The sequence below is a fragment of the Burkholderia theae genome, from assembly GCF_048565265.1.
GTDB classification, from domain to species: Bacteria; Pseudomonadota; Gammaproteobacteria; order Burkholderiales; family Burkholderiaceae; genus Burkholderia; species Burkholderia theae.
In genome coordinates, this window is the sequence record NZ_CP183461.1 from 3066136 (window position 1) to 3091508 (window position 25373).

The window sequence follows — 25373 nt, forward strand, 5'->3', positions numbered from 1 at the left end:
GCCGTCACGCCGCCTTCGCGTGCACGCCGAGCCGCCGCAACGCCTGCCCTTGCTCGTCGAACAGGTGACAGTGCTCGGCTTGCGCATGCACGTGCAGCGCGTCGCCGGTGCGATACGTATCGAGCGGCGGAATCCGCGCGATCAGGCCGTCCGGCGCAACCGCCGACTCCGCATACAGGTACGCGGCATCGCCGAGCGACTCGACGGCCATCGTCCGCGCGGCGACACCCGTGGCCGCGGCCTCGACCAACAGGTGCTCGGGCCGCACGCCGACGGTCACCGCCGCGCCGCGCTGCAGCCCCGCCGCTTCGACCGCCACGCGCTGCGTCTCGCCGCTGTCGAAGCGCACCAGCACGCCGCCCGCATCGATCGATTCGACCGTGCCTGTCAGGAAGTTCATCTTCGGCGAACCGATGAAGCCCGCGACGAACTGGTTCGCCGGTGCGTGATACAGCTCGTTCGGCGTGCCGACCTGCTGCACCGCGCCGCCCGACAGCACGACGATCTTGTCGGCGAGCGTCATCGCCTCGACCTGGTCGTGCGTCACGTAGATCATCGTCGTCTTCAGCTCGTCGTGCAGCCGCGCGAACTCCAGCCGCATCTTCACGCGCAGCGCGGCGTCGAGATTCGACAGCGGCTCGTCGAACAGGAACACCTTCGGCTTGCGCGTGATCGCACGACCGATCGCGACGCGCTGCCGCTGGCCGCCCGACAGCTGCTTCGGCTTGCGGTCGAGCAGGTGATCGATGTGCAGGATCTTCGCCGCGTTCTTCACCGCCTGGTCGATCTCGGGCTTCTTCGCGCCCGCGAGCTTGAGGCCGAACGCCATGTTGTCGTACAGCGTCATGTGCGGGTACAGCGCATACGACTGGAACACCATCGCGATGCCGCGCTTCGCGCTCGGCACGTCGTTGACCTTCGCGCCGTCGATCAGCAGGTCGCCGCTCGAAATATCCTCGAGGCCCGCGATCATCCGCATCAGCGTGGATTTGCCGCAGCCGCTCGGGCCGACGAACACGACGAATTCGCCGTCGGCGATGTCGAGGTTCACGTTACGCAGTACTTCGGTTTCGTCGTAGCGCTTCGCGATGTTGCGCAGGAGCACGCTTGCCATGATCTGTCTCCGTTCGTTCGTGATGCGCCGCATGCACGCATGCGGCGCGTAACTTGTCCTAGTTCGGCAGCACCGCGCCCGTCGCCTGCCAGCGCGCGACGTAGCCGGGCAGCTCGTGCATGTCGTCGAATACGTGACGCGCGCCGATGCCGCGCAGCGCGTCGATCTGCGCGGCCGACGCATGCCCGCCGCCGACGAAGCCGAGCACGGTCATGCCGGCCGCGGCCGCCGCGGTGATGCCCGTCACGCTGTCCTCGACGACGAGGCACTGCGCGGGCGCCACGCCGAGCGTGCGCGCGGCCGCGAGATACACGTCCGGCGCCGGCTTCGGCCGCGCGACGGAATCCGCGCAGAACAGCCGGTCGCCGAAGAAGCGCGCGAGGCCCGTGCGCGCGAGCGCCGCCTCGACATACGTGCGGTAGCTGTTGCTCGCGCAGGCCGTCGTCAGTTCGATCGCGGCCAGCGCCGCGTCGATGCCTTCGACCATCGGTGCGTTGACGGCCGCCGCCTCGACCGCACGGCGGATCGCATCGACGTCGTCGGCCGACAGCGTGCGGCCGACGGCGTCACTCGCGCCGGCCAGCACGCGTTCGATGCGCAGCCCGAGCAACGGCATCACGGCCGGCCGCGCATCGACGCCCGGCCAGCGCGCATCGAGTTCGCGCACGATCACGTCGGCGGCGACCGCTTCGCTGTCGATCAGCACGCCGTCGCAATCGCAGATCAGCACGTTCGCACCTTGACCGGTAGCACCTTCGCCGGCCGCGCTCATTTGACCGCCCCGAACGTGAGCCCGCGCACCAGCTGCTTCTGCGACAGCCAGCCGACGATCAGGATCGGCGCGACCGCGAGCAACGAAGCGGCGGACAACTTCGCCCAGAACAATCCCTCCGGGCTCGAGTACGACGCGATGAACACGGTCAGCGGCGCCGCGTTCGAACTCGACAGGTTGATGCTCCAGAACGCCTCGTTCCACGACAGGATCACCAGCAGCAGCGCGGTGGACGCGAGCCCCGGCAGCGCCATCGGCATCAGCAGGTAGACGATCTCCTGCCACGTCGATGCGCCGTCGATGCGCCCCGCTTCGAGGATGTCCTTCGGGATCTCGTTGAAGTACGTGAAGGTCATCCACACCGCGATCGGCAGGTTGATCAGCGTGTAGACGATCACGAGGCCCGACACGGTATCGAGCAGCCCCGCGTTCTTCCACAGCAGGTAGATCGGCACGAGCACGCCGACCGACGGCATCATCTTCGTCGACAGCATCCACAGCAGCACCTTCTGCGTGCGGTGGTTCGGGAAGAACGCCATCGCGTACGCGGCCGGCACCGCGAACAGCAGCGAGATCACCGTGACACCCGCCGAGATCAGCACCGAATTCCACGCGAACGCGAAGTAGTTGCTGCGCGCGAACACCTCGCGGAAGCTGTCGAGCGTCGGCATGAAGAACAGCGTCGACGCATACGCCTGCTGCTCGGTCTTGAACGCGGTGATCGCCATCCAGAAGATCGGGAAGAACAGCAGCAGCGCGATCAGCCACGCGAGCGTGCCGGGCAGCGCGCGCCGCACCAGGTCGAACACGGCCGGCACGCGCCGGCCTTCGAAGGTCAGGTCGCTCATTTCTCGTACTCTCCCTTCAGGTTGCGCGCGAGCATCCGCACGAGGAAGAACGACACGACGTTCGCGACCACCACGGCGATGATGCCGCCGGCGGATGCGAGGCCGACGTCGAACTGCTGCAGGCCGAGCGCGTAGATCAGGTACGACAGGTTGGTCGTCGCGTCGCCGGGGCCGCCGCCGGTCGTCGTGTAGATCTCCGCGAAGATCGACAGCAGGAAGATCGTCTCCATCATCACGACCACGGCGATCGCACGCTTCAGGTGCGGCAGCGTGATGTAGAAGAACATCGCGATCGGGCCCGCGCCGTCGATGCGCGCGGCTTCCTTCTGCTCCTGGTCGAGCGACTGGATCGCGGTGAACAGGATCAGGAACGCGAACGGCAGCCATTGCCACGCGACGATGATGATCACGGCGGTAAGCGGGTAATCGGCGAACCAGTCGATCGGCGTCATCCCGAGCGCGCGCATCGCGGTCGCGACGAGCCCGTAGACCGGGTGCAGGATCATGTTCTTCCAGATCAGCGCGGACACCGTCGGCATCACGAAGAACGGCGCGATCGCCAGCAGGCGTGCGACGCCCTGCCCGTAGAACTTGCGGTCGAACAGCACGGACATCAGCACGCCGCCGATCACCGTGATCGCGAGCACCGCGCCGATCAGCACGAGCGTGTGCCAGATCGCGGGCAGGAACGACGGATCGGTCGCGAGGAAGCGGTAGTTGTCGAGGCCCGCGAAACCCTTCACCTCCGGGTTCAGCAGGTTGTAGCGCGAGAACGAATACCAGATCGTCATCGCGAGCGGAATCGACATCCACAGCAGCAGCACCGCGACGGACGGCGACACGAGCCAGCTCGCGCCGCCGCGCGCGCGGCGCGGCGCGCCCGGCGGCGACGACGCGTCGCCGACCGACGGCGCGTGACTCAGGGGAAGACGTAGGTGACGCATGATCGGGGTCCCTCCGGTTGATGCGCGGGCGCGAACGGCCTGCCCGCCTTTCAGCGTGGGCGACCCGCACCGTGCCCGACGGCACACGGTGCGGGGCCGCGTTACTTCTTGTAGCCGGCCTGCCGTACCGCGCGGTCGGCGGCCGCCTGCCCGGCGGCGAGCGCCTGGTCGACCGTCATCTGGCCCGCGACCGCACCCGCGATCGACTGGCCGACCACCGTGCCGAACGACTGGAATTCAGGAATCCCGACGTACTGCACGCCCGTGTACGGCACCTTCTTCAGCGACGGATCGGTCGGGTCGGCCGTCTCGATCGCCTTCAGCACGAAGTCCGAGAACGGCGCGGCGGCCTTGTACTCGGGGCGCTGATAAGTCGACGCGCGCGTGCCCGGCGGGACCGACGCCCAGCCCTCGTCCTTGCCGGCCATCTCGATGTACTGCTTCGACGTCGCCCACGCGATGAACTTGCGCGCGGCATCCTGCTGCTTCGAGGTCTTCGGCACGGCCAGCGCCCACGCCCACAGCCAGTGCGAACCCTTCGGCGTGACGGCGACCGGCGCGGGCGCGAAGCCGATCTTGTCGGCGACCTGCGACTGCTGCTTGTTATAGAGCATCCCGGCCGCAACCGTCGCGTCGATCCACATCGCGCACTTGCCCGACGCGGTCAGCGTCAGGTTCTCGTTGAAGCCGTTCGAGCTCGCTCCCGGCGGGCCGTCCTTCTTCAGCAGGTTCACGTAGAACGTGATCGCCTTCTTCCATTCGGGCGACGTGAGCTGCGCGTTCCAGTTCTCGTCGAACCAGCGCCCGCCGAACGTGTTCACGACCGTCGACACGAACGCCATGTTCTCGCCCCAGCCGGCCTTGCCGCGCAGGCAGATCCCGTAGGTGCCCTTCGCCTTGTCGGTGAGCTTGTCCGCGAACTCGGCGATCTGGTCGTAGGTCGGCTGGTCGGGCATCTTCAGCCCCTTCGCCGCGAACAGGTCCTTGCGGTAGAACGTCATCGAGCTTTCGACGTAGAACGGCAGTGCATACAGCTGGCCGTTGTACGACAGGCTGTCGCGCGCGGTCTTCACGATGTCGTTGAGGTCGTAGTCGGCGGGCAGTCCCGTGATCGGCGCGAGCCAGCCGCGCTTGCCCCACTGCGGCGTCTCGTAGGTGCCGATCGCCATCACGTCGAACTGGCCGCTGCCGGTCGTGATGTCGGTCGTCGCGCGCTGGCGCAGCACGTTCTCCTCGAGAATCACCCAGTTCAGCTTGATGTCGGGGTTCGCTTTCTCGAACGCCGGCGACAGCTTCTTCAGCTCGATCATGTCGGGGTTGTTCAGCGTCGCGATCGTCAGCGTGCCGGCGGATGCGGCGCAGGCGGCCGTCGCGAGCGCGGCTCCGGCGAAGCAGCGTGCGGCGGCGTCGAGCATCTTTCGTTGCATGGCATGTCTCCTGTGATTGTTCGAAGTATCGTCGGTCTTGCGTCGTTTCCTTCGCGGCCCGTCATGCCGGCCGCTGCATTCCGCACGCGCGCGCATAGTGCGCAATCACGTCGCGTATCCGGTGGCGCACCCATGCGCGCGGCTCCTTCGCGAGCCCGCCCGCGCGGCACGCCGCGTAGACATCCGGCAGCCACTGCGCGACGAGCGTCTCGGGCACCGGCTGCCGCGCGAGGTTGCCGAACAATTGCTCGACCGCGGCCGCGACGGCCGGCTGCAGCCAGTAGTAGCGGATCCGGTCGCTGTAGCTGAACTGGCGCGCGAGCCGCTGCTCGGTCTCGTCGCCGCGGTAGTACGGCGCCCAGTGCTCGGGCTGCGCGCGCATCGCGGCATCGACGACGTCGCGCAACCGCGAGCGCTGCGCGACGTCGTCGATCAGCGCATCCTCGATGAACGTCAATGCGAACAGCGCCTCGCGCAGGGCGAACGTCAGCGCGGGGCCGACCTTCAACACCGCGAAGTGATCGCGCACGAGCGCGGCGAGCGCACCCTCGGTCTGGTAATCGGTCGAATGCGCCTCGAACACGAGACGCGGTGTATGCAGGATACTCGCGCCGAGTGACGCTGCCTTGGCGCTGTCGTAGTCGAGCACGTGGCGGTCGTCGAAGTCGACGCCCGGCTGCGCGACGATCGCGACCACGCGTGTCCACGCGTCGTCGAGCCCGGCCGCCGCGAACGCGCGGCGGTGCGCGTCGAGCGTCGCGTCGATGCTGTCGCTGCGCGTGACCGCGATCCGCGCGATCGCCGCGTCGCCGTCATGGCCGCCGACTTCGCCGCCCGGCGTCGGCACCTCGGTGCCGATCACGTAGACGGGTGCGACGCCGGCGCGCGCCGCCGCGTCTTCCGCCGCACGACACAGCTCGGCCGCGCGCGCGGCGATCGTGCGGTCGTCGAGCCGCGCCGGATCGTCCGCGCAGGCCATGCTCGCATCGAGGTGAATCTTTTCGAAGCCGGCCTCGACATACGCGGCGACCATCGCGCCGGCCTCGCGCATCGCGTCGGCCGCGCGGCGATGCCGCCACGGGTTCGGGCCGAGATGGTCGCCGCCGAGCACGAGCGCCGACGGCGGCAGCCCGCAGCGCTCGGCGATCGTATCGACGTCGCGACGGAAATCGGCGGGCGTCATGCCCGTATAGCCGCCGAGATGGTTCACCTGGTTGCAGGTCGCCTCGATCAGCAGTGGCGAGCCGTCCGCGCGCGCGGCTTCGCAAGCGGCCTCCAGCACGAGCCGGTGCGCGCTGCAGATCGAATAGATGCCGCGCTGCGCGTCCGCGCGGTTCGCGTCGAAGATCATCCGCAGCACGGCATCGGCGTGCGCGGTGCGCGTGCGTTCGGCGATGGTCGTCAGGCCGGACATGCGATACCTCGTTCGGTCAGGAAACGGTCGATCTCGGCCGCGCTGCTGTTGCCTTCCATCGGGCCGCGCCGCGTGACCGCGATCGCGCCGGCCGCGTTCGCGCGGCGCAGCGCGACGTCAATCGGCACGCCCGCGACGAGGCTCGCGACGAGCGTGCCGCCGAAACAGTCGCCGGCGCCGGTCGGGTCGATCTCGTCGACCGGAAAAGCCGGCGCGTCGACGCGGTTCGCACGGTCGAACGCAACGCTGCCTGCCGCGCCGCGCTTCAACACCACACGCTCGAGCAGCGGATGCGTCGCGAGCAGGCCCGCGATCGCACGCTCGGCCGGCTGCGGCCCGCAGAAAAACGGCAGGTCGGCCTCGCTCGGCAGGAACAGGTGGCAGGCGGCGAGCATCTCGTCGAGCGCCGCGCGCATCGGGCGAAAGCTCAGCATTTCGGGCCGCACGTTCGGATCGAACGACACCTTCGCGCCGGCGCGCGCGGCCTCGATCACGCCGCGATGCACCGCCGCGATCGCCGATTCGCTCGTCAGCGACGAGCCCATCACGTGGAAGTAGCGGCAGCCGTCGAACATCGACGTATCGACGTCGGACGCATCGACGCACGCGGCCGCGCTGGTGGCAAGACTGAAGACGAAGCTGCGCGAGCCGTCGTCGCGATACGCGACGAACGCGGTGCCCGTCGGGCGCGCGACGCGACGGATGCGCGCAACGTCAACGCCGTCGAGTTCGAGCCGCGCGACGATCGCGTCGCCGAACGCGTCGCGGCCGACGCAGCCCGCATACGCGACGCGCGCGCCGAGCCGGGCGGCCTGATCGGCAAAGATCGCGGGCGCGCCGCTCGGGAACGGTCCGGTGAACAGGCCCGGCGTGTCGAAGCCCTGGCCGCGCTCGGCGGCGACGAATTCGGCCAGCAGTTCGCCGGCAACAACGATCGCGGCCATCAGGCGTATCCTTGTTCGACGGCGGCCGCGCCGGGCGGGCAAGCCGCCCCGTCGAGGGCCGGCCGGCAGGTTGCGCGTGCGAGCGGCGCCATGTCAGCTCATCCAGTTGCCGCCGTCGACGTTCAGCGTCTGGGCGGTGATGTAGTCGGCGTCGGCCGATGCGAGGAACAGCGCGGCGCCCGTCAGGTCGCCCGGCACGCCCATGCGGCCGAGCGGCACGGCTTCGCCGACGAGCCGTTTCTTCTCGCCGAGCGGCCGGTTCTCGTAGCGCGCAAACAGCGCATCGACCTGCTCCCACATCGGCGTGTCGACGACGCCCGGCGCGATGCCGTTCACGTTGATCCGGTGCGGCGCGAGCGCGAGCGCGGCCGACTGCGTATAGCTGATCACCGCGGCCTTGGTCGCGCAGTAGTGCGAAACGAGTGCCTCGCCGCGACGGCCGGCCTGCGACGACATGTTGACGATCTTGCCGCCGCGCCCCTGCTCGACCATCCGCTGCGCGACGGCCTGCATGAGGAAGAACAGCCCTTTCACGTTGACCGCGAACAGCCGGTCGAACACGTCCCACGATTCGTCGAGGATCGGGCGCATGTCGAACAGCGCCGCGTTGTTGAACAGGATGTCGATGCCGCCGAAGCGCTCGACCGCGGTCATGACGATCCGCTCGATATCGTCGCGGCGCGTGACGTCCGCGGTAACGGCCATCGCGCGGCCAGGGTTCGCTTCGATGAGCCGCGCGAGCGATCCGCCCGCCGGCTTCAGGTCGACGAGCACGCAGCGCGCGCCCTCGTCCAGATAGCGTTGCGCGACCGCCTCGCCGATGCCGCTTGCGGCGCCCGTCAGGATCGCGACCTTGTGTTCCAGTCTCACTGGTTGTCTCCGGTTCGTTCTGCTGTGCGACGGCCGCGAAGTGAGCGAACGCCCGCTGACCGATCAATTGCTCTGTTGGTGATCGAATGATCGGATACGCGATTCGCGCTGTCAAGGCGACGTGGCGGCTTTCTATGATGCGCTGCGGCACAACGGCGCAGGGCGACGGCCCGCCGCGCGCGCCCGGCAAGGCGCGGCGCGCGCGGTGCGGCGCAGCCGGGAAAGCGATGAAGGGGACGGAGCGAGGACGGAAAAGGGAATTCGCGCTGCACGGCGCGACGATACGTTATATCATCGCGATACTCCGTTTTATTGCCTGCTTCACGCCATGGCTACCTCATCGTCCATTGACGCCCGGCTGTCCCGGGCCGACGCATTCGCCGCCGAGCACGGGCTCGCGTGGACGCCGCTGCGCCGCCAGGTCTACGAACGCGTGCTGGCCGCGCAGCGCCCGATCGGCGCATACGACCTGCTCGCCGAGCTCGAGCCGCAGCGCGGCCGCGTGCCGCCCACGACCGTCTATCGCGCGCTGGATTTCCTCGTCGAGCACGGTTTCATCCACCGGATCGAATCGAAGAACGCGTTTTTCGCGTGCTGCGAGATCGGCGTGCCGCACGAAGGCCAGTTCCTGATCTGCGATTCGTGCGGCGACACCGTCGAGATTCCCGGCGGCGACCTCGCGAAGCAGTTGTCCGCGAGCGAGCCCGCGCACGGTTTCGAAGTCCACCACCAGGTCGTCGAATTGAGTGGCCTGTGCGGCCACTGCAAGCGCAAGCCCGCGCAACGCTGACGCCGAATCGCGCGGCGCATGCGCCGCCCCTTCCAACGAGGAGTTCCATGTCCATTGCCCTGAAGCGCGCGCCGCGGCGTGCCCTGTCGCCTGTCCGCTGGCTCGCCGCCGCTGCCACCGCGCTGTCGTTCGCGGCGCCGGCATTCGCGCAGGCCGCGACCGTCAACGTCGTCGCCGCCGAGAATTTCTACGGCGATGTCGTGTCGCAGATCGGCGGCCACCACGTCGCGGTGACGAGCATCCTGAGCAATCCCGACCAGGATCCGCACCTGTTCGAAGCGAGCCCGAAAACGGCCCGCGCGCTCCAGCGCGCGCAAGTCGTGATCTACAACGGCGCCGACTACGATCCGTGGATGGGCAAGCTGCTCGGCGCGTCGAAGCAGGCGAAGCGCGCGACGATCGTCGTCGCCGATCTCGTCGGCAAGAAGGCCGGCGACAACCCGCACCTGTGGTACGACCCGGCGACGATGCCGGCCGCCGCCCGTGCGATCGCCACCGAGCTCGGCCGTGCCGACCCGGCGAACAAGGCCGAATACGATGCGAACCTGCAGAAGTTCGTCGCGTCGCTGAAGCCCGTCGACGACAAGGTCGCCGCGCTGCGCGCGCAGTACAAGGGCGTGCCGGTGACGGCCACCGAGCCCGTGTTCGGCTATATGTCCGACGCGATCGGCCTCGACATGCGCAACCAGCGCTTCCAGCTCGCGACGATGAACAACACCGAAGCGAGCGCGCAGGACGTCGCCGCGTTCGAGAACGACCTGCGCAAGAAGCAGGTGCGCGTGCTGATCTACAACAGCCAGGCCGAAGAACCGATGACCAAGCGGATGCTGAAGATCGCACGCGACGGCGGCGTGCCGACCGTCAGCGTCACCGAGACGCAGCCGGCCGGCAAGACCTTCCAGCAATGGATGGCCGGCCAGCTCGACGCACTCGCCAGCGCGCTTTCGGCCGGCAAGAAATAACACGACCGCAACACGATGACCGCCACTCCTCACGCCCTCGCAGTCGATCGCGTCACGCTCGAACTGGGCGGACGCACGATCCTGCGCGACGTCAGCTTCTCGATCGAACCCGGTGAATTCGTCGGCGTGCTCGGGCCGAACGGCGCGGGCAAGACGACGCTGATGCGCGCGGTGCTCGGCCTCGTGCCCATCTCGAGCGGCACGCTGTCCGTCGGCGGCGTGCCGGTCGTGCGCGGCAACGCGTCGATCGGCTACATGCCGCAGATCCGGAGCGGCCTCGCGAACCGCCGGATGCGCGGCTACGACTTCGTCGCGATGGCCGCCGACGGCCACCGCTGGGGGTTGCCGCACACGAACGCGGCGGCGCGGCGCGAGGTCGACCGCGTGCTCGACCTCGTCGGCGCCCCGACGCTCGCGCGCCGGCCGCTGTCGGAACTGTCGGGCGGCGAGAGGCAACGCCTGCTGCTCGCGCAGTGCCTGCTCGGCAGCCCGAAGCTGCTGCTGCTCGACGAACCGCTGATCAGCCTCGATCCGAACCACCAGCGCGGCGTCGTCGAACTCGTGCGCAACGTGCAGCGCGAGCTCGGCATCACCGTGCTGTTTTCCGCGCACGAACTGAATCCGCTGCTGAACGCGCTCGACCGCGTGCTGTATCTCGGCAACGGCGTCGCGGCGCTCGGCACCGTCGACGAGGTGATCACGAAGCCGGTACTGTCACGGCTCTACGGGTCGCCGATCGACGTGATGCGCGTGAACGGCAAGATCTTCGTGATGTCGGGCGACGTCGAGATCGAGAAGCACGACCACGAACACGAAGACGACGACGGCCACTCGCACGGCGGCGGCGGCCATCACCACCACGGACACGCCCATCCCGGGCATTCGCACGATGTTTGAATACGACTTCATGATCAACGCCTTCGCGGCGTCGGGCATCGTCGCGGTGCTCGCGGGCATCGTCGGCTACTTCCTGGTGCTGCGCGGGCAGACCTTCGCCGGCCACGCGCTGTCGCACGTCGGCTTCACCGGCGCGACGGGCGCGGTGCTGCTCGGCATCTCGCCGATCTGGGGGATGGTCGGCTTCACGCTCGCAGCCGGGATCGGGATGGGCGCGCTCGGCGAGAAGCTCGCGGGCCGCGACGTCGCGATCGGCGTGATCCTGTCGGGCGCGCTCGGTTTCGGCCTGCTGTTCCTGCATTTCTATACGTCGTTCGCGACGCAGGTCACCGCGCTGCTGTTCGGCAACGTGCTCGCGGTCAGCCACGACACGCTCGCGGTGCTCGCGGGCATCGGCGCGGTGAGCCTCATCGCGCTCGCGCTGATCGCACGGCCGCTGCTGTTCGCGTCGCTCCAGCCCGAACTGGCCGAAGCCAAGGGCGTGTCGCTGCGCACGGTGTCGATGCTGTTCCTCGCGGTGTGCGCGCTCGCGGTGGCCGCCGCGACGCAGATCGTCGGCGTGCTGCTCGTGTTCACGCTGCTGGTCGGGCCGGCCGCGGCCGCGCAGAACGTGTCGACGCGGCTGTCGACGGGCGTGCTGCTCGCCGCGCTGTTCGCGCTGTTCGAGGCGTGGGCCGGTATCGTGCTCGCGTATCACACCGACTGGCCGACGAGCTTCTGGATCACCGCGCTGTCCGCGCTCGTATACGGCGCGAGCCTGTTGCGGCGCAACTGATTCGCGCTGCCAATGAAAAACGCCGGCGTGCCCGAGGGCAGCGCCGGCGTTTTTTTTATGCACCGCGATCGCGTACAGCGATGCCGATGCGTGCGTTACCTGCTTCCCGCTCTGCTCACCGCGCAAGCACGCGTGCGTGATGCACGATGTGATCGGCGATGAACGTCGAGATGAAGTAGTACCCGTGGTCGTAACCCGGATGGCGGCGCAGCGTCAGCGGCTGACCGGCCTTCGCGCAGGCGGCTTCGAACACGTCGGGGTTCAACTGGTTCGCAAGGAACTGGTCGGCGAGGCCCTGATCGACCAGGATGCCGTCCGCGAACTTCGGCGCATCGGCGCGCGCGACGAGCTCGCTCGCGTCGTGCTGCTTCCACGCGTCGCGATCGTCGCCGAGGTAGCCCGAGAATGCCTTCTCGCCCCACGGGCAGCGCGTCGGCGCTGCGATTGGCGCGAACGCCGACACCGACCGGTACAGGCCCGGATGGCGCAACGCGAGCGTCAGCGCGCCGTGCCCGCCCATCGAGTGGCCGAAGATACCGAGCCGCGCGCCGTCGATCGGCAGTTCGGCCGCGACGAGCTCGCGCAGCTCGCCCGTCACGTACGACTCCATCCGGTAATGCGCGGACCACGGCGCTTCGGTCGCGTCGACGTAGAAACCCGCGCCAACGCCGAAATCCCACGCGTCGGTCTCGCCCGGCACGCCCGCGCCGCGCGGGCTCGTGTCGGGCATCACGAGCGCGACGCCGTGCTGCGCCGCGTATTGCTGCGCGCCCGCCTTGATCGCGAACGTCTCGTCGGTGCACGTGAGCCCCGCGAGATAGAACAGCGCCGGCACGCGACCCTGCGCGGCCTGCGGCGGCAGGTACACCGAGAACTTCATCGGCAGGCCGATCGCCGCCGAATCGTGACGGTAGAAGCGCTGCTCGCCGCCGTGGCATGCATGCGAGGAAACGAGTTCGAGCATGGCGATGCGCTCCCGGTCAGTACAGCACGACCGAGCGGATCGACTCGCCCTGCTTCATCAGGTCGAAACCTTCGTTGATCCGCTCGAGCGGCAGCGTGTGCGTGATCAGGTCGTCGATGTTGATCTTGCCTTCCATGTACCAGTCGACGATCTTCGGCACGTCGGTACGGCCGCGCGCGCCGCCGAACGCCGAGCCCTTCCATTCGCGGCCCGTCACCAGCTGGAACGGACGCGTGCTGATTTCCTCGCCGGCTGCCGCGACGCCGATGATGAACGACTGGCCCCAGCCCTTGTGCGTGCACTCGAGCGCCTGGCGCATCAGCTTCACGTTGCCCACGCATTCGAACGAGTAGTCCGCGCCGCCGTCGGTCAGCTGCACGATGTGGTCGACGACGTTCTCGACTTCGTTCGGGTTGATGAAGTGCGTCATCCCGAACTTCTTCGCGAGCTCGACGCGTTTCGGGTTGATGTCGACGCCGATGATCTTGTCCGCGCCGACCATCTTCGCGCCCTGGATCACGTTCAGGCCGATGCCGCCCAGGCCGAACACGACGACGTTCGCGCCCGCCTCGACCTTCGCCGAGTAGACGACCGCGCCGACGCCCGTCGTCACGCCGCAGCCGATGTAGCAGATCTTGTCGAACGGCGCGTCCTCGCGCACCTTCGCAACCGCGATCTCCGGCACCACGATGTAGTTCGAGAACGTCGACGTGCCCATGTAGTGGAACAGCGGCTTGCCGTCGAGCGAGAAGCGCGACGTCGCGTCGGGCATCAGGCCCTTGCCTTGCGTCGCGCGGATCTTCTGGCACAGGTTGGTCTTGCGCGACAGGCAGAACTTGCACTCGCGGCATTCCGGCGTGTACAGCGGAATCACGTGGTCGCCCTTCCTGACGGTGCCGACGCCGGGGCCGACGTCGACCACCACGCCCGCGCCTTCGTGGCCGAGAATCGCCGGGAAGATGCCTTCCGGATCGGCACCCGACAGCGTGTAGTAGTCGGTGTGGCAGATGCCGGTTGCCTTCACTTCGATCAGCACTTCGCCTGCGCGCGGCCCTTCGAGATCGACTTCCTCGATCGTCAGCGGCGCGCCCGCCTTCCATGCAATCGCGGCTTTCGTCTTCATCGTGTCACTCCTGTCTGTCTGTTAAGTCGAACCGGGTTGGTGCCTCAGCGCTGGGGCCGACCGGAGCCGGTGCTTCGACACGCTCCGGTCCCATGCTTTGCGCCGGGTCCATGCAAAGCTGTGGAAGCCGTGCCGCGCGGCTTCGCGCGCGCCACGGCGCAAGAATCTCGTGCTCGCCATGATGGCCGGTCCCGACGCGCACCGCGTGCGGGAAACGGTCGCCGGCTTGCCACGATGCGTCATCGCTGACGCAAAAGAACAAGTGTTCGAGTTTAAACGCCCGTCGTGAACCATGCATCCGTACGCGCGTACAGATCGATGAAGCGCGCGTAACGCGCAGCCAGCAGGCGATCGTCGCGCGGCGCGGCGACCGGCGACGCGCTCGGTGCCAGCGCGTGCAACGCCGCTTCCCGCCAGTGACCGATCGCGACACCCGCGAGCAGCGCGGCGCCGCGCGTCGCGGCGTTCGGGCAATCGATCGCGTGGAGCGACGCGCCGAGCGCATCGGCGAGCAACTGGCGCCAGCGCGGATCGACCGAGCCGCCGCCCGCGAGACGCAGCGTCGTCACCGGGTCGCCGCGATCGGCGTCGCGGATCGCATCGAGCCCCGCACGCAACGCGAACGCGACACCTTCGAACGCGGCGCGCATCATCGCACCGCGCGTATCGCCGAGCCCGAGGCCGAGCCAGCCACCGCGCGCATCGGGGTTCATCCACGGCGAACGCTCGCCCGTCAGGTACGGCAGGAAGCACAGCCGTTCGGACGCCGGTTGCGCGAACGCATCGTCGTAAGCGTGCGCCCAGTCCGGATAACCGAGCCAGCCGCGCACGGTTTCGAGCGCGAGCCCGACGTTCTGCATCGCGGCCATCGTGTAATAACCGTCGCCGGCCGCCGTGCGATAACGATGCAGCCCGCGCCGCGCGGGTGGCAGCGTATCCGCGAGCACGACGATCTGGCCACCGCTGCCCGTCGTCAGCAGCGCGTCGCCAGCCGTGGCAAGCCCGCTGCCGAGCGCCGCGCATGCCGTGTCGGCCGCGCCCGTCGCAAGCGGCACGCCGGCAGGCAGGCCGAGCGCCGCGGCCGCGCGCGCACCGAGCACGCCGCAACGTGCGCTCGACGCACGGACCGGCGCGAACCGGTCGGCCGGCAAGCCGAGCGTGTCGATCAACGCCGTATCCCATGCGCCGTCGGGCGTCGCAAGCGCGGTCGCACATGCGTCGCTCGGATCGGCCGCGACGTCGCCGCCAAGTGCGACGCGCAGCCAGTCCTTCGGCTGTACGGCCCAGCGCGCGGCGCGCAGCGCAGCGGGTTCGTGCGCGGCCAGCCAGCGCAACAGCGGGCCTGCCATGCCCGGTGCGACGGGATTCGGAACATCGCGCCAGTCGGCCGCATCCGCTTCGCGCACCGCGCGCGTGTCGGGCCACAGCATCGCAGGCCGCACCGGCTGCCCGTCCGCGTCGACCAGCACGACGCCATGCATCTGGCCCGAGAACCCGATCGCCGCGACCTGCTCGCGCTCGCCGGCCGGCAACCGCGCGGCCGCGCGCACCAGCGCCTGCCACCATGCGTCGGGCGCGATCTCGGCCCAGCCGGGCTGCGGCGACGACAGCGCATAAGGTTCGCTCGCGACCGCACGCTCGACGCCGTCGGCATCGAGCGTGACGAGTTTGACGGAGCCGGTGCCGAGGTCGATTCCGAGCAGGCGCATGACGTGAAGATGAATTCGAATGAACGGATGTCGATGATAACGGGATCGCGATACACGACCCGATTTTTGCCGCCGCGATGACGCACCGAAAGCGCTGTCGGCAGCCCGGTGTCACCGGGCTGCACCTTGCGTGCAAAAGCGGCCGTTCGCGGGTTAACCCGGCACGATTTTTCGACACCCCTTTTTGCCACTATGCGAGCCGCGCGATACACACCATAAAGCGACCTATATTTGACACGGGGGCCCGCGCTATTTTGAAGGGCTATAAATCCGGGGAACCTCACTCCTACGGCAGTTTCCCGATGATCGACCCCCTGTTCCATGCCGAAATGGCATATCGAACCAGCAAAGAACGGAATAGTACCCAGTGCTCTTGTTGCGGGGATTCATTCCGCATAACTTCGTATCACCCCGAAAACAAGATCATGGAGTGAGACAGATGCAATCGAACACGGTCCATCCGTGCGATGAAGTGCTGCCGACCGGCAAGCTGGTAACGCTTGGCCTGCAACACGTCCTCGTCATGTACGCCGGCGCTGTCGCCGTACCGCTTATCGTTGGCGGCGCGCTCAAGCTGCCGAAAGACCAGATCGCGTTCCTGATCAGCGCCGATCTGTTTTCGTGCGGCATCGCGACGCTGATCCAGACGCTGGGCCTGTGGATCTTCGGGATCCGCCTGCCCGTCATCATGGGCTGCACGTTCGCGGCAGTCGGCCCGATGATCGCGATCGGCACGAACCCCGGCCTCGGTATTCTCGACATCTTCGGTTCGACCATCGCGGCCGGCATCATCGGCATCGTGCTGGCGCCGATGATCGGCAAGCTGTTGCGGTTCTTCCCGCCAGTAGTGGTCGGCACCGTGATTGCGGTGATCGGTCTGTCGCTGATGGAAGTCGGCATCAACTGGGCAGCCGGCGGCGTCGGCAACCCCGAATACGGCAGCCCCGTCTACCTCGGCCTGTCGCTGCTCGTGTTGACGCTGATCCTGCTGATCAACAAGTTCGGCCGCGGCTTCATCGCGAACATCTCGGTGCTGCTCGGCATCGTCGCCGGCTTCGTGATCGCATTCGTGATCGGCCGCGTGAACACGGAAGGCGTGTCGCTCGCGCCGTGGGTCGGCTTCGTGATGCCGTTCCACTTCGGCTGGCCGCACTTCGACCCGCTGTCGATCGCGACGATGGTCACCGTGATGTTCGTCACGTTCATCGAATCGACCGGCATGTTCCTCGCGGTCGGCGACATGGTCGATCGTCCGGTCAACCAGCAGCAGCTCGTGCGCGGCCTGCGCGTCGATGGCCTCGGCACACTGATCGGCGGCATCTTCAACTCGTTCCCGCACACGTCGTTCTCGCAGAACGTCGGCCTGATCGGCGTGACGGGCGTGAAGAGCCGTTACGTGTGTGCGACGGGCGGCGTGATCCTCGTGCTGCTCGGCCTGTTCCCGAAGATGGCGCAGGTCGTCGCGTCGGTGCCGCCGTTCGTGCTTGGCGGCGCAGGCATCGTGATGTTCGGGATGGTGGCGGCAAACGGCATCAAGGTGCTGTCGAAGGTCGACTTCGTGAACAACTCCCATAACCTGTTCATCGTCGCCGTGAGCGTCGGCATGGGCCTCGTGCCGGTCGTGTCGCCGCACTTCTTCTCGAAGCTGCCGCCGGCGCTCGCACCGATCCTGCACAGCGGCATCCTGCTGGCATCGGTAACGTCCGTGATCCTGAACATCGTGTTCAACGGCGTGAAGGGCGAGAAGGACGCGCGTTGCGACATCCGCCGTGCCGGACACGACTTCGACGGCCGCCCGGCCGACGTGCACCACTGATCGCCCAGCGCCGGATGACGGCGCAACGCGGTAACGAAAAACGCCACGGCATGCCGTGGCGTTTTGCTTGGCGGGACCCTCGTGGCAACGGCGCCTGCCTGCCGCGGGCGGGTGTCCCGGGAGAAACCGGGCATCAGCTCCCGTGCAGCGCCAGCGCCGACGCGACCTCGCGCGCGCAGGCTTCCGGCGTGGCCTTGCTGGTGTCGACCGTCACGTCATACGTGACGCCAGCGTGCACCCTGTCGTACTGCCAGCGCGCCAGCCCGGCAACACGGTCGCCTCGTTGCCGCTCCCTTTCCTCGAGAACCTCCAGCGGACAGTGGACGCCAACCATGCTGACCGTGAACGGCGCCAGCAAATCGGCATATTCCGCTTTCTCGTCGCCCAGCAGCACGTCGTCGACAATCAGATGGTTTCCCTGGTTCGCCAGCGCGACGATCGCGTGTCGCATCCCCTGCATCGCTCGCCGGGCAACCGGCCCGCTGCGTATCGATACGACATCCTTGCCGTCCTCGATGAATGACGAAAAAACGAATCCGTCCGCATCGTTCAGGTAACGCGCGGGCAGCATGCCGAGAAACGCATCCATCTGGACATGCAGGAACGGGATGTCCAGCATGGCCTGGAGCGCATGCGCGAGAGACGTCTTGCCTGAGCTTCCCACGCCGTTGAGCAGGATGATTCGAGTCGTTTTCATGCGGCGAGTGTACCTGCGTGCGCTGAACAACGCCGATCGGTATCGCGGAACGAACTGCGTGACCCGACCCGCCGCACCGGGCATGTTTGCCGGGAAGCCGATGCGATGAAATGTATCGACCGGCGCGTCGGCGTTCGCAAAAAAAACGCCACGGACTTTCGTCCGTGGCGTTTTCATTTCCGCATACAGCCGGTTCGGCAAACAGGAGCGGCTGCCCGCTCCCGCCCTGCTTCGCGCTTACCCGTTCGTCGACGCTGCCGACGCAGGCGCCGGGGCGGCCGCCTTGTCGTAGTCGACCGGTGTATCCGGCGCGCGCGGCGTTTCGCCGGCCCGCTGGATCCACCCGCCGCCCAATGCACGGTACAGGTCGACCAGGTTCGTCCAGCGCGCCAGACGCGCGCTGATCAGCGACTGCTGCGCCGAGTACAGGTCCGTCTGCGCGGTCAGCACCGACAGGTAGCTGTCGACGCCGTTCTTGTAACGCAGGTCCGACAGGTCGAAACGACGCTGCTGCGCGTACTCGTTGCGCTCCAGCGCGGCGATCTGCTGGTCGTACGTGCCGCGTGCGGCCAGCCCGTCCGACACTTCGCGGAACGCCGATTGAATCGCCTTCTCGTAGTTCGCGATCTCGATGCGCTTCTGCACGTGCGCGAGATCGAGGTTCGCGATGTTCTGCCCACCCTCGAAAATCGGCAGCGCGATGTTCGGCGCGAACGACCACGCCGCCGTGCCGGCCTTGAACAGGCCACCCAGCGTCGGGCTCGCGGTACCGAACGCCGCCGTCAGCGAGATCTTCGGGAAGAACGCCGCGCGTGCCGCGCCGATGTTCGCGTTCGCGGCCAGCAGCGTCTGCTCGGCCTGCATCACGTCAGGGCGACGCGTCAGCAGATCCGACGGCAACCCGGCCGGCACGTCCGTCAGCAGATTCTGCGAGTCGAGCGGCATGCCCGGCGGCAGATCGTCCGGCAGCGGCTCGCCGATCAGCAATACCAGCGCGTTCACGGCCTGCGCGCGGGCACGTGCCTGAGCCTGCTGGTTCGCGAGCGCCGTCTCGACGACCGTCTGCGCCTGACGCAGGTCGAGCTCGGAGCCCGTGCCGTTGTCGAACTGCAGCTTCGTCAGGTCGTACGACGCCTGCGCGGATTTCAGCGTGTTCTCCGTGACCTTCAGCAGATCGTCGGTCGACAGCACCGTCAGGTACTGGTCAGCCACCTGCGACACCAGCGAGATTTCCGACGCCTGCCGCGCATACGCGGTCGACAGATACTGCGCGAGCGCCTGATCCTTCAGGCTCTGCACGCGGCCGAACAGATCGAGCTCCCACGACGCGGACAAGCCCACGTTGTAGGTGCGCGTGATCAGCGACTGCTGCGTCGTCGACACACCAGCCGGAACACGCTGGATGTTGCCCGTGCCCGTCGCATCGAGCGTCGGGAACAGGCCCGCGCGCGTGATCTGGTACTGCGCACGCGCCGCCTCGATGTTCAGCACCGACACGCGCAGGTCGCGGTTGTTCTTCAGCGCGATTTCGATCAGCCGCTGCAGGCGCGGATCGACGAAGAATTCGCGCCAGCCGATGGCGGTCGCCGCCTGGCCGTTCGCGCTGCGCGCGCCGGCAGCACCCGGCTGCGTCGCATAAACGCCGCCGGCCGGGAACGCCTGTGCGACGGGTGCGTCGGGCCGCGTGTAATGCGGCGCCATCGTGCAGCCCGTGGCAAAGAGCGCGACCGCGATTGCAGTCAAAGCGTGTTTTTGCATCATCACTGTCCCTTGTTGCCTTGGTCGCCGTTGCCCGGCTTCTCTTCGTGGTGCGAGTGCTCCTGAGCCAGGCGCAGCGCCTCGTCGACGTCTTCCTTCTCGCCGCTGAAGATCGCGCGGATCTTCACGAAGAACATCGGGATCATGAAGATCGCGAGGAACGTCGCCGTGATCATCCCGCCGATCACGCCGGTGCCGATCGCGTGCTGGCTCGCCGAACCCGCGCCGTTGCTGATCGCAAGCGGCATCACGCCGAGAATGAACGCGAGCGACGTCATCAGGATAGGACGCAGCCGCAGGCGCGCCGCTTCCAGCGCGGCCTCGATCGGCCCCATCTTCTCCGTCACCTGCAGTTCGCGCGCAAACTCCACGATCAGAATCGCGTTCTTCGCGGACAAGCCCACGGTGGTCAGCAGGCCGACCTGGAAGAACACGTCGTTCTCGAGGCCGCGCATCGTCGCCGCGAGCAGCGCACCGATCACGCCGAGCGGCACGACCATGATCACCGAGAACGGGATCGACCAGCTTTCATACAGCGCCGCGAGACACAGGAACACGACGAGGATCGAGATCGCATACAGGATCGGCGCCTGCGAGCCGGACTGGATTTCCTGGAACGACAGGCCGGTCCACGAATAGCCAATACCGACCGGCAGCTTCTTCGCGAGCCCTTCCATCGCGGTCATCGCCTGACCGGTCGACTTGCCCGGTGCGGCCTGACCCTGGATTTCCATCGCCGACACACCGTTGTAGCGCTCGAGCTTCGGCGAACCGTACGTCCAGTGACCGGTCGCGAACGAACTGAACGGCACCATCCCGCCCGACCCGTTGCGCACGTACCAGATGTTCATGTCTTCCGGCGTCATCCGGAACGGCGCATCGGCCTGCACATAGACCTTCTTGATCCGGCCGTCGACGTCGAGGAAGTTGTTCACGTACTTCGACGCCCACGCGATCGAGAACGTCTGGTCGATCGCATCCGCCGTCACGCCGAGCGCATTCGCCTTCTCGCGGTCGATGTCGACCTTGTACTGCGGCGTGTCGTTCAGGCCGTTCGGGCGCACACCCTGCAGCGTCGGATCCTTCGAGGCCATCCCGAGCAGCTGGTTACGCGCGGCCATCAGCGCATCGTGACCGAGACCGGCGTTGTCCGTCAGCTCGAAGTCGAAGCCGGCGGCCGTACCGAGTTCAGGAATCGACGGCGGGTTGAACGGGATCACCAGCGCGTCCTTGTAGCCCGCGTAACGCCCGAACATCCGGCCGATCAGCGCCTGGACCTTCTGGTTCGCATGCTGACGCTGCGAGTAGTCCTTCAGGCGAACGAACACGAGACCGGAGTTCTGGCCGCGGCCCGCGAAGCTGAAGCCGTTGACCGTGAACGCCGATTCGACGATTTCCTTCTCGTCCTTCAACAGGTAGTCGGAAATGTTCGCGAGGGTCTTCGCGGTCGTTTCCTGCGTCGAGCCCGACGGCGTCTGCACGATCACGAACATCAGGCCCTGGTCTTCATCGGGCAGGAACGACTTCGGCAGGCGCACGAACAGCAGGCCGACCGCGACGATCACGACCAGATAGATGATGAGCCAGCGGCCCGAGCGCTTGATCACGTGGTGCACGCCGACGTGGTACTTGTCGCGGCTATTGTTGAACGTGCGGTTGAACCAGCCGAAGAAACCCTTCTTCTCTTCGTGATGCCCTTGCGGGATCGGCTTCAGGATCGTCGCGCACAGCGCCGGCGTCAGAATCAACGCGACGAGCACCGACAGCACCATCGCCGACACGATCGTCAGCGAGAACTGGCGATAAATCGCGCCGACCGAACCGCCCGAGAACGCCACCGGCACGAACACCGCCGACAGCACCAGCGCCACGCCGACGAGTGCGCCGGTGATCTGGCCCATCGCCTTCTTGGTCGCTTCCTTCGGTGACAGGCCCTCTTCCGCCATCACGCGCTCGACGTTCTCCACCACGACGATCGCATCGTCGACCAGCAGGCCGATTGCGAGCACGAGGCCGAACATCGACAGCGTGTTGATCGAGAAGCCCACCAGCGACATGATCGCGAACGTGCCGAGCAGCACGACCGGCACCGCGATCGTCGGGATGATCGTCGCCCGCAGGTTCTGCAGGAACAGATACATCACGAGGAACACGAGCACGATACCTTCGAGCAGCGTCTTGACCACTTCCTCGATCGACAGCTTCACGAACGGCGTCGTGTCGTACGGATACTTCACGACGAGGCCGTGCGGGAAGAACGGCGCCAGTTCGTCGATCTTCGCGCGCACGGCCTTCGCGGTCGCGAGCGCGTTCGCGTTGGTCGCGAGCTGGATACCGAGTGCCGCGGTCGGCTGACCGTTGTACTTCGTGTCGAAGTTGTAGTTTTCGCCGCCGAGGCCGATCTGCGCGACGTCCTTCAGGCGAACCTGCGAGCCGTCCTGGTTGACCTTCAGCAGGATGTTGCCGAACTGCTCGGGCGTCTGCAGCAGCGTCGATTCGGTGATCGTCGCCTGCAGCACGGTGCCCGGCGTGGCCGGCGTGCCGCCGATCTGGCCGCCCGCGATCTGCACGTTCTGCGCGGTGATCGCCGACGACACGTCGACCGGCGTCAGGCCGTAGTTCGTCAGGCGGTTCGGGTCGAGCCAGATCCGCATCGCGTACTGCGAGCCGAACAGCGTGACGGTACCGACGCCGTTCAACCGGCTGATCGGATCCTTCACGTGCGACGCCACGAAGTTCGCGAGGTCGTACTTGTTCATGCTGCCGTCTTCGGAGTTGAAGGCGAGCACCAGCAGGAAGCTGCTGCTCGACTTCGTCACCGACAGGCCGAGCTGCTGCACGACCTGCGGCAGAACCGGCGTCGCGAGCGACAGCTTGTTCTGCACCTGGACCTGTGCGATGTCGGCGTTGGTGCCCGGCGCGAACGTCAGCGTGATCGTTGCGTTACCCGAGTCGTCACTCGTCGACGACATGTACAGGAAGTTGTCGAGACCGCTCATCTGCTGCTCGATCACCTGCGTCACCGTGTCTTCCACCGTCTTCGCGGAAGCGCCCGGATAGTTCGCGGTAATCTGGATCGATGGCGGCGCGATCGTCGGATACTGCGAGATCGGCAGCGTGAAGATCGCCGCAACCCCGGCCAGCATCAGGATGATGGCGATCACCCACGCGAAGATCGGGCGATCGATAAAAAACTTTGCCATGAAACAGGCTCCCTGTTATTGCGCGCTCGAAGCAGCGGCAGCACTCGCCGGCGCGGCGCCCGATGCGGCGGCACCGGAAGCGGCAGCGGCGCCGGAACCGGCGGCAGCCGGCGCGGCGGAGGCGGCGGCAGCGCCCGATGCGGCACCGGCCGCCGGTGCGATCTGCGCGGGCACCGACTTCACGGTCGCACCCGGGCGCACCTTGTCGACGCCCTGCACGATCACGTGATCGCCCGCCTCCAGCCCCCCTTCGACGACCCAGTTCGGACCCTGCATGCCGGTGGTCTTCAGCGGACGCGGCTCGACCTTGTTGCTGGCGTTCACCACCATCGCGATCGCCTGGCCCTTCTGGTCGTGCGTGACGCCGATCTGCGGCACCAGGAACGCGTTCTCGTTCACGCCTTCCTCGATCCGTGCGCGCACGAACATCCCCGGCAGCAGCACCTTGCCCGGGTTCGGGAAGACCGCGCGGATCGTCACCGAGCCGGTGGTCTGGTCGACCGTCACGTCCGAGAACTGCAGCTTGCCCGGCTCCGCATAGGTCTTGCCGTCTTCCAGCACCAGCGACACCTTCGCGGCGCCCGGGCCGGTCGTCTTCAGACGCCCGCTCTGCACGTCCTGACGCAGCTTCAGCCCTTCGAGGCTCGACTGCGTGAGGTCGACATACACCGGGTCGAGCTGCTGCACCGTCGACATCAGCGTCGCCTGGCTCGCCTGCACGTATGCGCCCGGCGTCACCTGCGAGATGCCGACACGGCCGGTGATCGGCGAGACCACGTCCGTGTAGCCGAGGTTGATCTGCGCGGTATCGACCGCCGCCTTGCCGGCCGCGACGTCCGCCGCGGCCTGACCTTGCGTGGCCACCGCGTTGTCGTAGTCCTGCTTGCTGACCGCGTTCGCCGCCACCAGTACCTTGTAGCGCGCGACCAGTGCGTTCTGCGTCACGAGGTTCGCCTGCGCCTTCGCCAGCGTCGCCTTCGCGCTGTTCAGCGCGGCGACGTACGGTGCCGGATCGATCTTGTAGAGGCGCTGGCCGGCCTTGACGTCCGTGCCTTCGGTGAATTCACGGCGCAGCACGATACCGTCGACCCGTGCGCGCACCTGCGCGACGAGGAACGCGCTCGTACGGCCCGGCAGTTCGGTGAAGACCGGAACGGATTGCGGCTGGACGGTGACGACGCCGACTTCCGGCGTTTGCGGCGGCGGTGCCGATTCTTTTTTTCCGCATGCAGCCAGGAAAACCGCGGCTGCCGCGACAGTGATCAAGCGGTATGGAACCCGTTCGACGCGCATGGAGCGACCTCTGTGTATAGCCAATGGAATAAGTGCAGCACCCGGCGGGAGCGCAACACGGATGCGCCTCGCGGCGCAGATCGAACACCTGAATTACTGGACTGCTGGATACAGCACGTCGGCACGAGACCTCCATGCCGACGGGATGCCGCGAACTGCGGACTGGTACTAGGGCGGGAATCAGCAGAGTGGGATATTAACTGATTGCCACTTGGGTCATTCGATCGTAGGGTGGTATTGTATATACATTCACGAATGTATGTAAAAAGCCCGTTTGTGTCTCGCCGACTGTCCAGTCTTACGGATTGTTACCAGTCGCAAGCATAGCCCGTCTCCATGGCGACGACGAGGGTTGCGGACCCTAAATTTACCAACGATCGATCCAATCAGGCCTGCACATGGTCAGACGTACCAAGGAGGAGGCGCTCGAGACGCGCAATCGCATTCTCGACGCCGCCGAACACGTGTTCTTCGAGAAAGGCGTATCGCACACGTCGCTCGCGGACATCGCCCAGCACGCCGGCGTGACGCGCGGCGCGATCTACTGGCATTTCGCGAACAAGAGCGAACTGTTCGATGCGATGTTCGACCGCGTGTTTCTGCCGATCGACGAGCTGAAGCGGATGCCGCTCGACGCGCCGGGCGGCAATCCGCTCGAGAAGATCCGCAAGATCCTGATCTGGTGCCTGCTCGGCGTGCAGCGCGACCCGCAGTTGCGGCGCGTGTTCAGCGTCCTGTTCATGAAGTGCGAGTACGTCGCGGACATGGAGCCGCTGCTGCAGCGCAATCGCGCGGGGATGAGCGAGGCGCTGCACGCGATCGATGCCGATCTCGCGGGGGCCGTGCGGCTCAAGCTGCTGCCCGAGCGGCTCGACACCTGGCGCGCGACGCTGATGCTGCACACACTCGTCAGCGGTTTCGTGCGCGACATGCTGATGCTGCCCGACGAGATCGACGCCGAGCAGCATGCGGAAAAGCTCGTCGACGGCTGCTTCGACATGCTGCGCCTGAGCCCGGCGATGCTGAAGGAAGGCGACTGACAGAGCGGCCGCC

At 67.1% G+C, this 25373-nt stretch carries 21 protein-coding genes; 6 read left to right on the top strand and 15 right to left on the bottom strand.

All coding sequences use genetic code 11. From position 1 onward, the window contains the following. Window positions 1-4 precede the first annotated feature (4 nt). From ACN22W_RS14475 to ACN22W_RS14510, 8 genes are all read right to left on the bottom strand, one after another. The gene (locus ACN22W_RS14475; protein ID WP_343494807.1) at window positions 5-1114 is read right to left on the bottom strand and encodes a sn-glycerol-3-phosphate ABC transporter ATP-binding protein UgpC; all 1110 of its coding nucleotides are present in this window, start codon (window positions 1112-1114) and stop codon (window positions 5-7) included. Window positions 1115-1172: 58 nt separating this feature from the next. After that, a complete protein-coding gene (locus ACN22W_RS14480) occupies window positions 1173-1886 on the bottom strand; it encodes an HAD family hydrolase (RefSeq protein WP_419685189.1) in 714 nt (237 codons plus the stop codon). Then, window positions 1883-2734, bottom strand: coding sequence for a carbohydrate ABC transporter permease (locus ACN22W_RS14485; protein WP_048245223.1), 852 nt, complete (start codon window positions 2732-2734; stop codon window positions 1883-1885). The genes ACN22W_RS14480 and ACN22W_RS14485 overlap by 4 nt, the downstream gene beginning before the upstream one ends. Beyond that, a complete protein-coding gene (locus ACN22W_RS14490; protein ID WP_419685191.1) occupies window positions 2731-3678 on the bottom strand; it encodes a carbohydrate ABC transporter permease in 948 nt (315 codons plus the stop codon). The genes ACN22W_RS14485 and ACN22W_RS14490 overlap by 4 nt, the downstream gene beginning before the upstream one ends. A gap of 101 nt (window positions 3679-3779) precedes the next feature. Continuing rightward, a complete protein-coding gene (locus tag ACN22W_RS14495) occupies window positions 3780-5105 on the bottom strand; it encodes an ABC transporter substrate-binding protein (protein ID WP_048245225.1) in 1326 nt (441 codons plus the stop codon). Between the two features lie 61 nt (window positions 5106-5166). Further along, window positions 5167-6519 carry a D-tagatose-bisphosphate aldolase, class II, non-catalytic subunit gene (locus ACN22W_RS14500; RefSeq protein ID WP_419685193.1) on the bottom strand — a complete coding sequence of 451 codons (1353 nt, stop codon included), beginning with the start codon at window positions 6517-6519 and terminating at the stop codon, window positions 5167-5169. Further along, entirely contained in the window at window positions 6507-7463 is a 957-nt protein-coding gene (locus ACN22W_RS14505; RefSeq protein ID WP_419685195.1) for a sugar kinase, read from the bottom strand. Before ACN22W_RS14505 ends, ACN22W_RS14500 begins: the two co-directional genes overlap by 13 nt. Window positions 7464-7556: 93 nt before the next feature. After that, window positions 7557-8333: an L-iditol 2-dehydrogenase gene (locus ACN22W_RS14510; protein ID WP_419685197.1), complete on the bottom strand. Its 777-nt coding sequence runs from the start codon at window positions 8331-8333 to the stop codon at window positions 7557-7559. Window positions 8334-8661: 328 nt separating this feature from the next. Here ACN22W_RS14510 and ACN22W_RS14515 point away from each other — a divergent pair, with 328 nt between their 5' ends. Genes ACN22W_RS14515 through ACN22W_RS14530 form a run of 4 tightly spaced genes read left to right on the top strand, consistent with a single transcriptional unit; the run spans window position 8662 to window position 11757 of the window. Continuing rightward, the gene (locus ACN22W_RS14515; protein WP_011546084.1) at window positions 8662-9123 is read left to right on the top strand and encodes a Fur family transcriptional regulator; all 462 of its coding nucleotides are present in this window, start codon (window positions 8662-8664) and stop codon (window positions 9121-9123) included. Window positions 9124-9170: 47 nt separating this feature from the next. Continuing rightward, complete coding sequence (locus tag ACN22W_RS14520) at window positions 9171-10085, top strand: metal ABC transporter solute-binding protein (RefSeq protein ID WP_419685199.1); 915 nt, start codon at window positions 9171-9173, stop codon at window positions 10083-10085. A 15-nt stretch (window positions 10086-10100) separates the two neighbouring features. After that, window positions 10101-10982: an ABC transporter ATP-binding protein gene (locus tag ACN22W_RS14525; protein ID WP_419685201.1), complete on the top strand. Its 882-nt coding sequence runs from the start codon at window positions 10101-10103 to the stop codon at window positions 10980-10982. Beyond that, on the top strand, window positions 10975-11757 hold the full coding sequence (locus ACN22W_RS14530) for a metal ABC transporter permease (RefSeq protein WP_048245231.1): 783 nt from the start codon (window positions 10975-10977) through the stop codon (window positions 11755-11757). Before ACN22W_RS14525 ends, ACN22W_RS14530 begins: the two co-directional genes overlap by 8 nt. A gap of 115 nt (window positions 11758-11872) precedes the next feature. Here the strand turns inward: ACN22W_RS14530 and fghA are convergent, their stop codons facing one another. The 3 genes from fghA to ACN22W_RS14545 all read right to left on the bottom strand — a co-directional run bounded on the left by fghA (window position 11873) and on the right by ACN22W_RS14545 (window position 15553). Continuing rightward, entirely contained in the window at window positions 11873-12721 is an 849-nt protein-coding gene (fghA, locus tag ACN22W_RS14535) for an S-formylglutathione hydrolase (RefSeq protein ID WP_419685203.1), read from the bottom strand. A gap of 16 nt (window positions 12722-12737) precedes the next feature. Beyond that, window positions 12738-13844, bottom strand: a complete 1107-nt coding sequence (locus tag ACN22W_RS14540; protein ID WP_034178897.1) for an S-(hydroxymethyl)glutathione dehydrogenase/class III alcohol dehydrogenase — start codon at window positions 13842-13844, stop codon at window positions 12738-12740. Between the two features lie 272 nt (window positions 13845-14116). Continuing rightward, window positions 14117-15553 (bottom strand): xylulokinase, encoded by a 1437-nt coding sequence (locus ACN22W_RS14545; RefSeq protein ID WP_419685205.1) that lies wholly within the window; start codon window positions 15551-15553, stop codon window positions 14117-14119. A gap of 439 nt (window positions 15554-15992) precedes the next feature. Here ACN22W_RS14545 and ACN22W_RS14550 point away from each other — a divergent pair, with 439 nt between their 5' ends. Then, the gene (locus ACN22W_RS14550) at window positions 15993-17369 is read left to right on the top strand and encodes a nucleobase:cation symporter-2 family protein (protein WP_193098950.1); all 1377 of its coding nucleotides are present in this window, start codon (window positions 15993-15995) and stop codon (window positions 17367-17369) included. Window positions 17370-17502: 133 nt separating this feature from the next. On the opposite strand, the gene ACN22W_RS14555 is transcribed toward ACN22W_RS14550, so the two are convergent. Genes ACN22W_RS14555 through ACN22W_RS14570 form a run of 4 tightly spaced genes read right to left on the bottom strand, consistent with a single transcriptional unit; the run spans window position 17503 to window position 24320 of the window. After that, window positions 17503-18267: a chloramphenicol phosphotransferase CPT family protein gene (locus tag ACN22W_RS14555; protein ID WP_419685207.1), complete on the bottom strand. Its 765-nt coding sequence runs from the start codon at window positions 18265-18267 to the stop codon at window positions 17503-17505. 36 nt (window positions 18268-18303) lie between these two features. Beyond that, a complete protein-coding gene (locus ACN22W_RS14560; RefSeq protein WP_419685209.1) occupies window positions 18304-19827 on the bottom strand; it encodes an efflux transporter outer membrane subunit in 1524 nt (507 codons plus the stop codon). After that, a complete protein-coding gene (bpeB, locus tag ACN22W_RS14565) occupies window positions 19827-23027 on the bottom strand; it encodes an efflux RND transporter permease BpeB (protein WP_129512855.1) in 3201 nt (1066 codons plus the stop codon). Before bpeB ends, ACN22W_RS14560 begins: the two co-directional genes overlap by 1 nt. Window positions 23028-23042: 15 nt before the next feature. Beyond that, complete coding sequence (locus ACN22W_RS14570) at window positions 23043-24320, bottom strand: efflux RND transporter periplasmic adaptor subunit (protein ID WP_412023113.1); 1278 nt, start codon at window positions 24318-24320, stop codon at window positions 23043-23045. Window positions 24321-24718: 398 nt separating this feature from the next. Here ACN22W_RS14570 and ACN22W_RS14575 point away from each other — a divergent pair, with 398 nt between their 5' ends. Beyond that, window positions 24719-25360, top strand: a complete 642-nt coding sequence (locus tag ACN22W_RS14575; RefSeq protein ID WP_048242628.1) for a TetR family transcriptional regulator — start codon at window positions 24719-24721, stop codon at window positions 25358-25360. The last annotated feature ends 13 nt before the right edge of the window (window positions 25361-25373 follow it).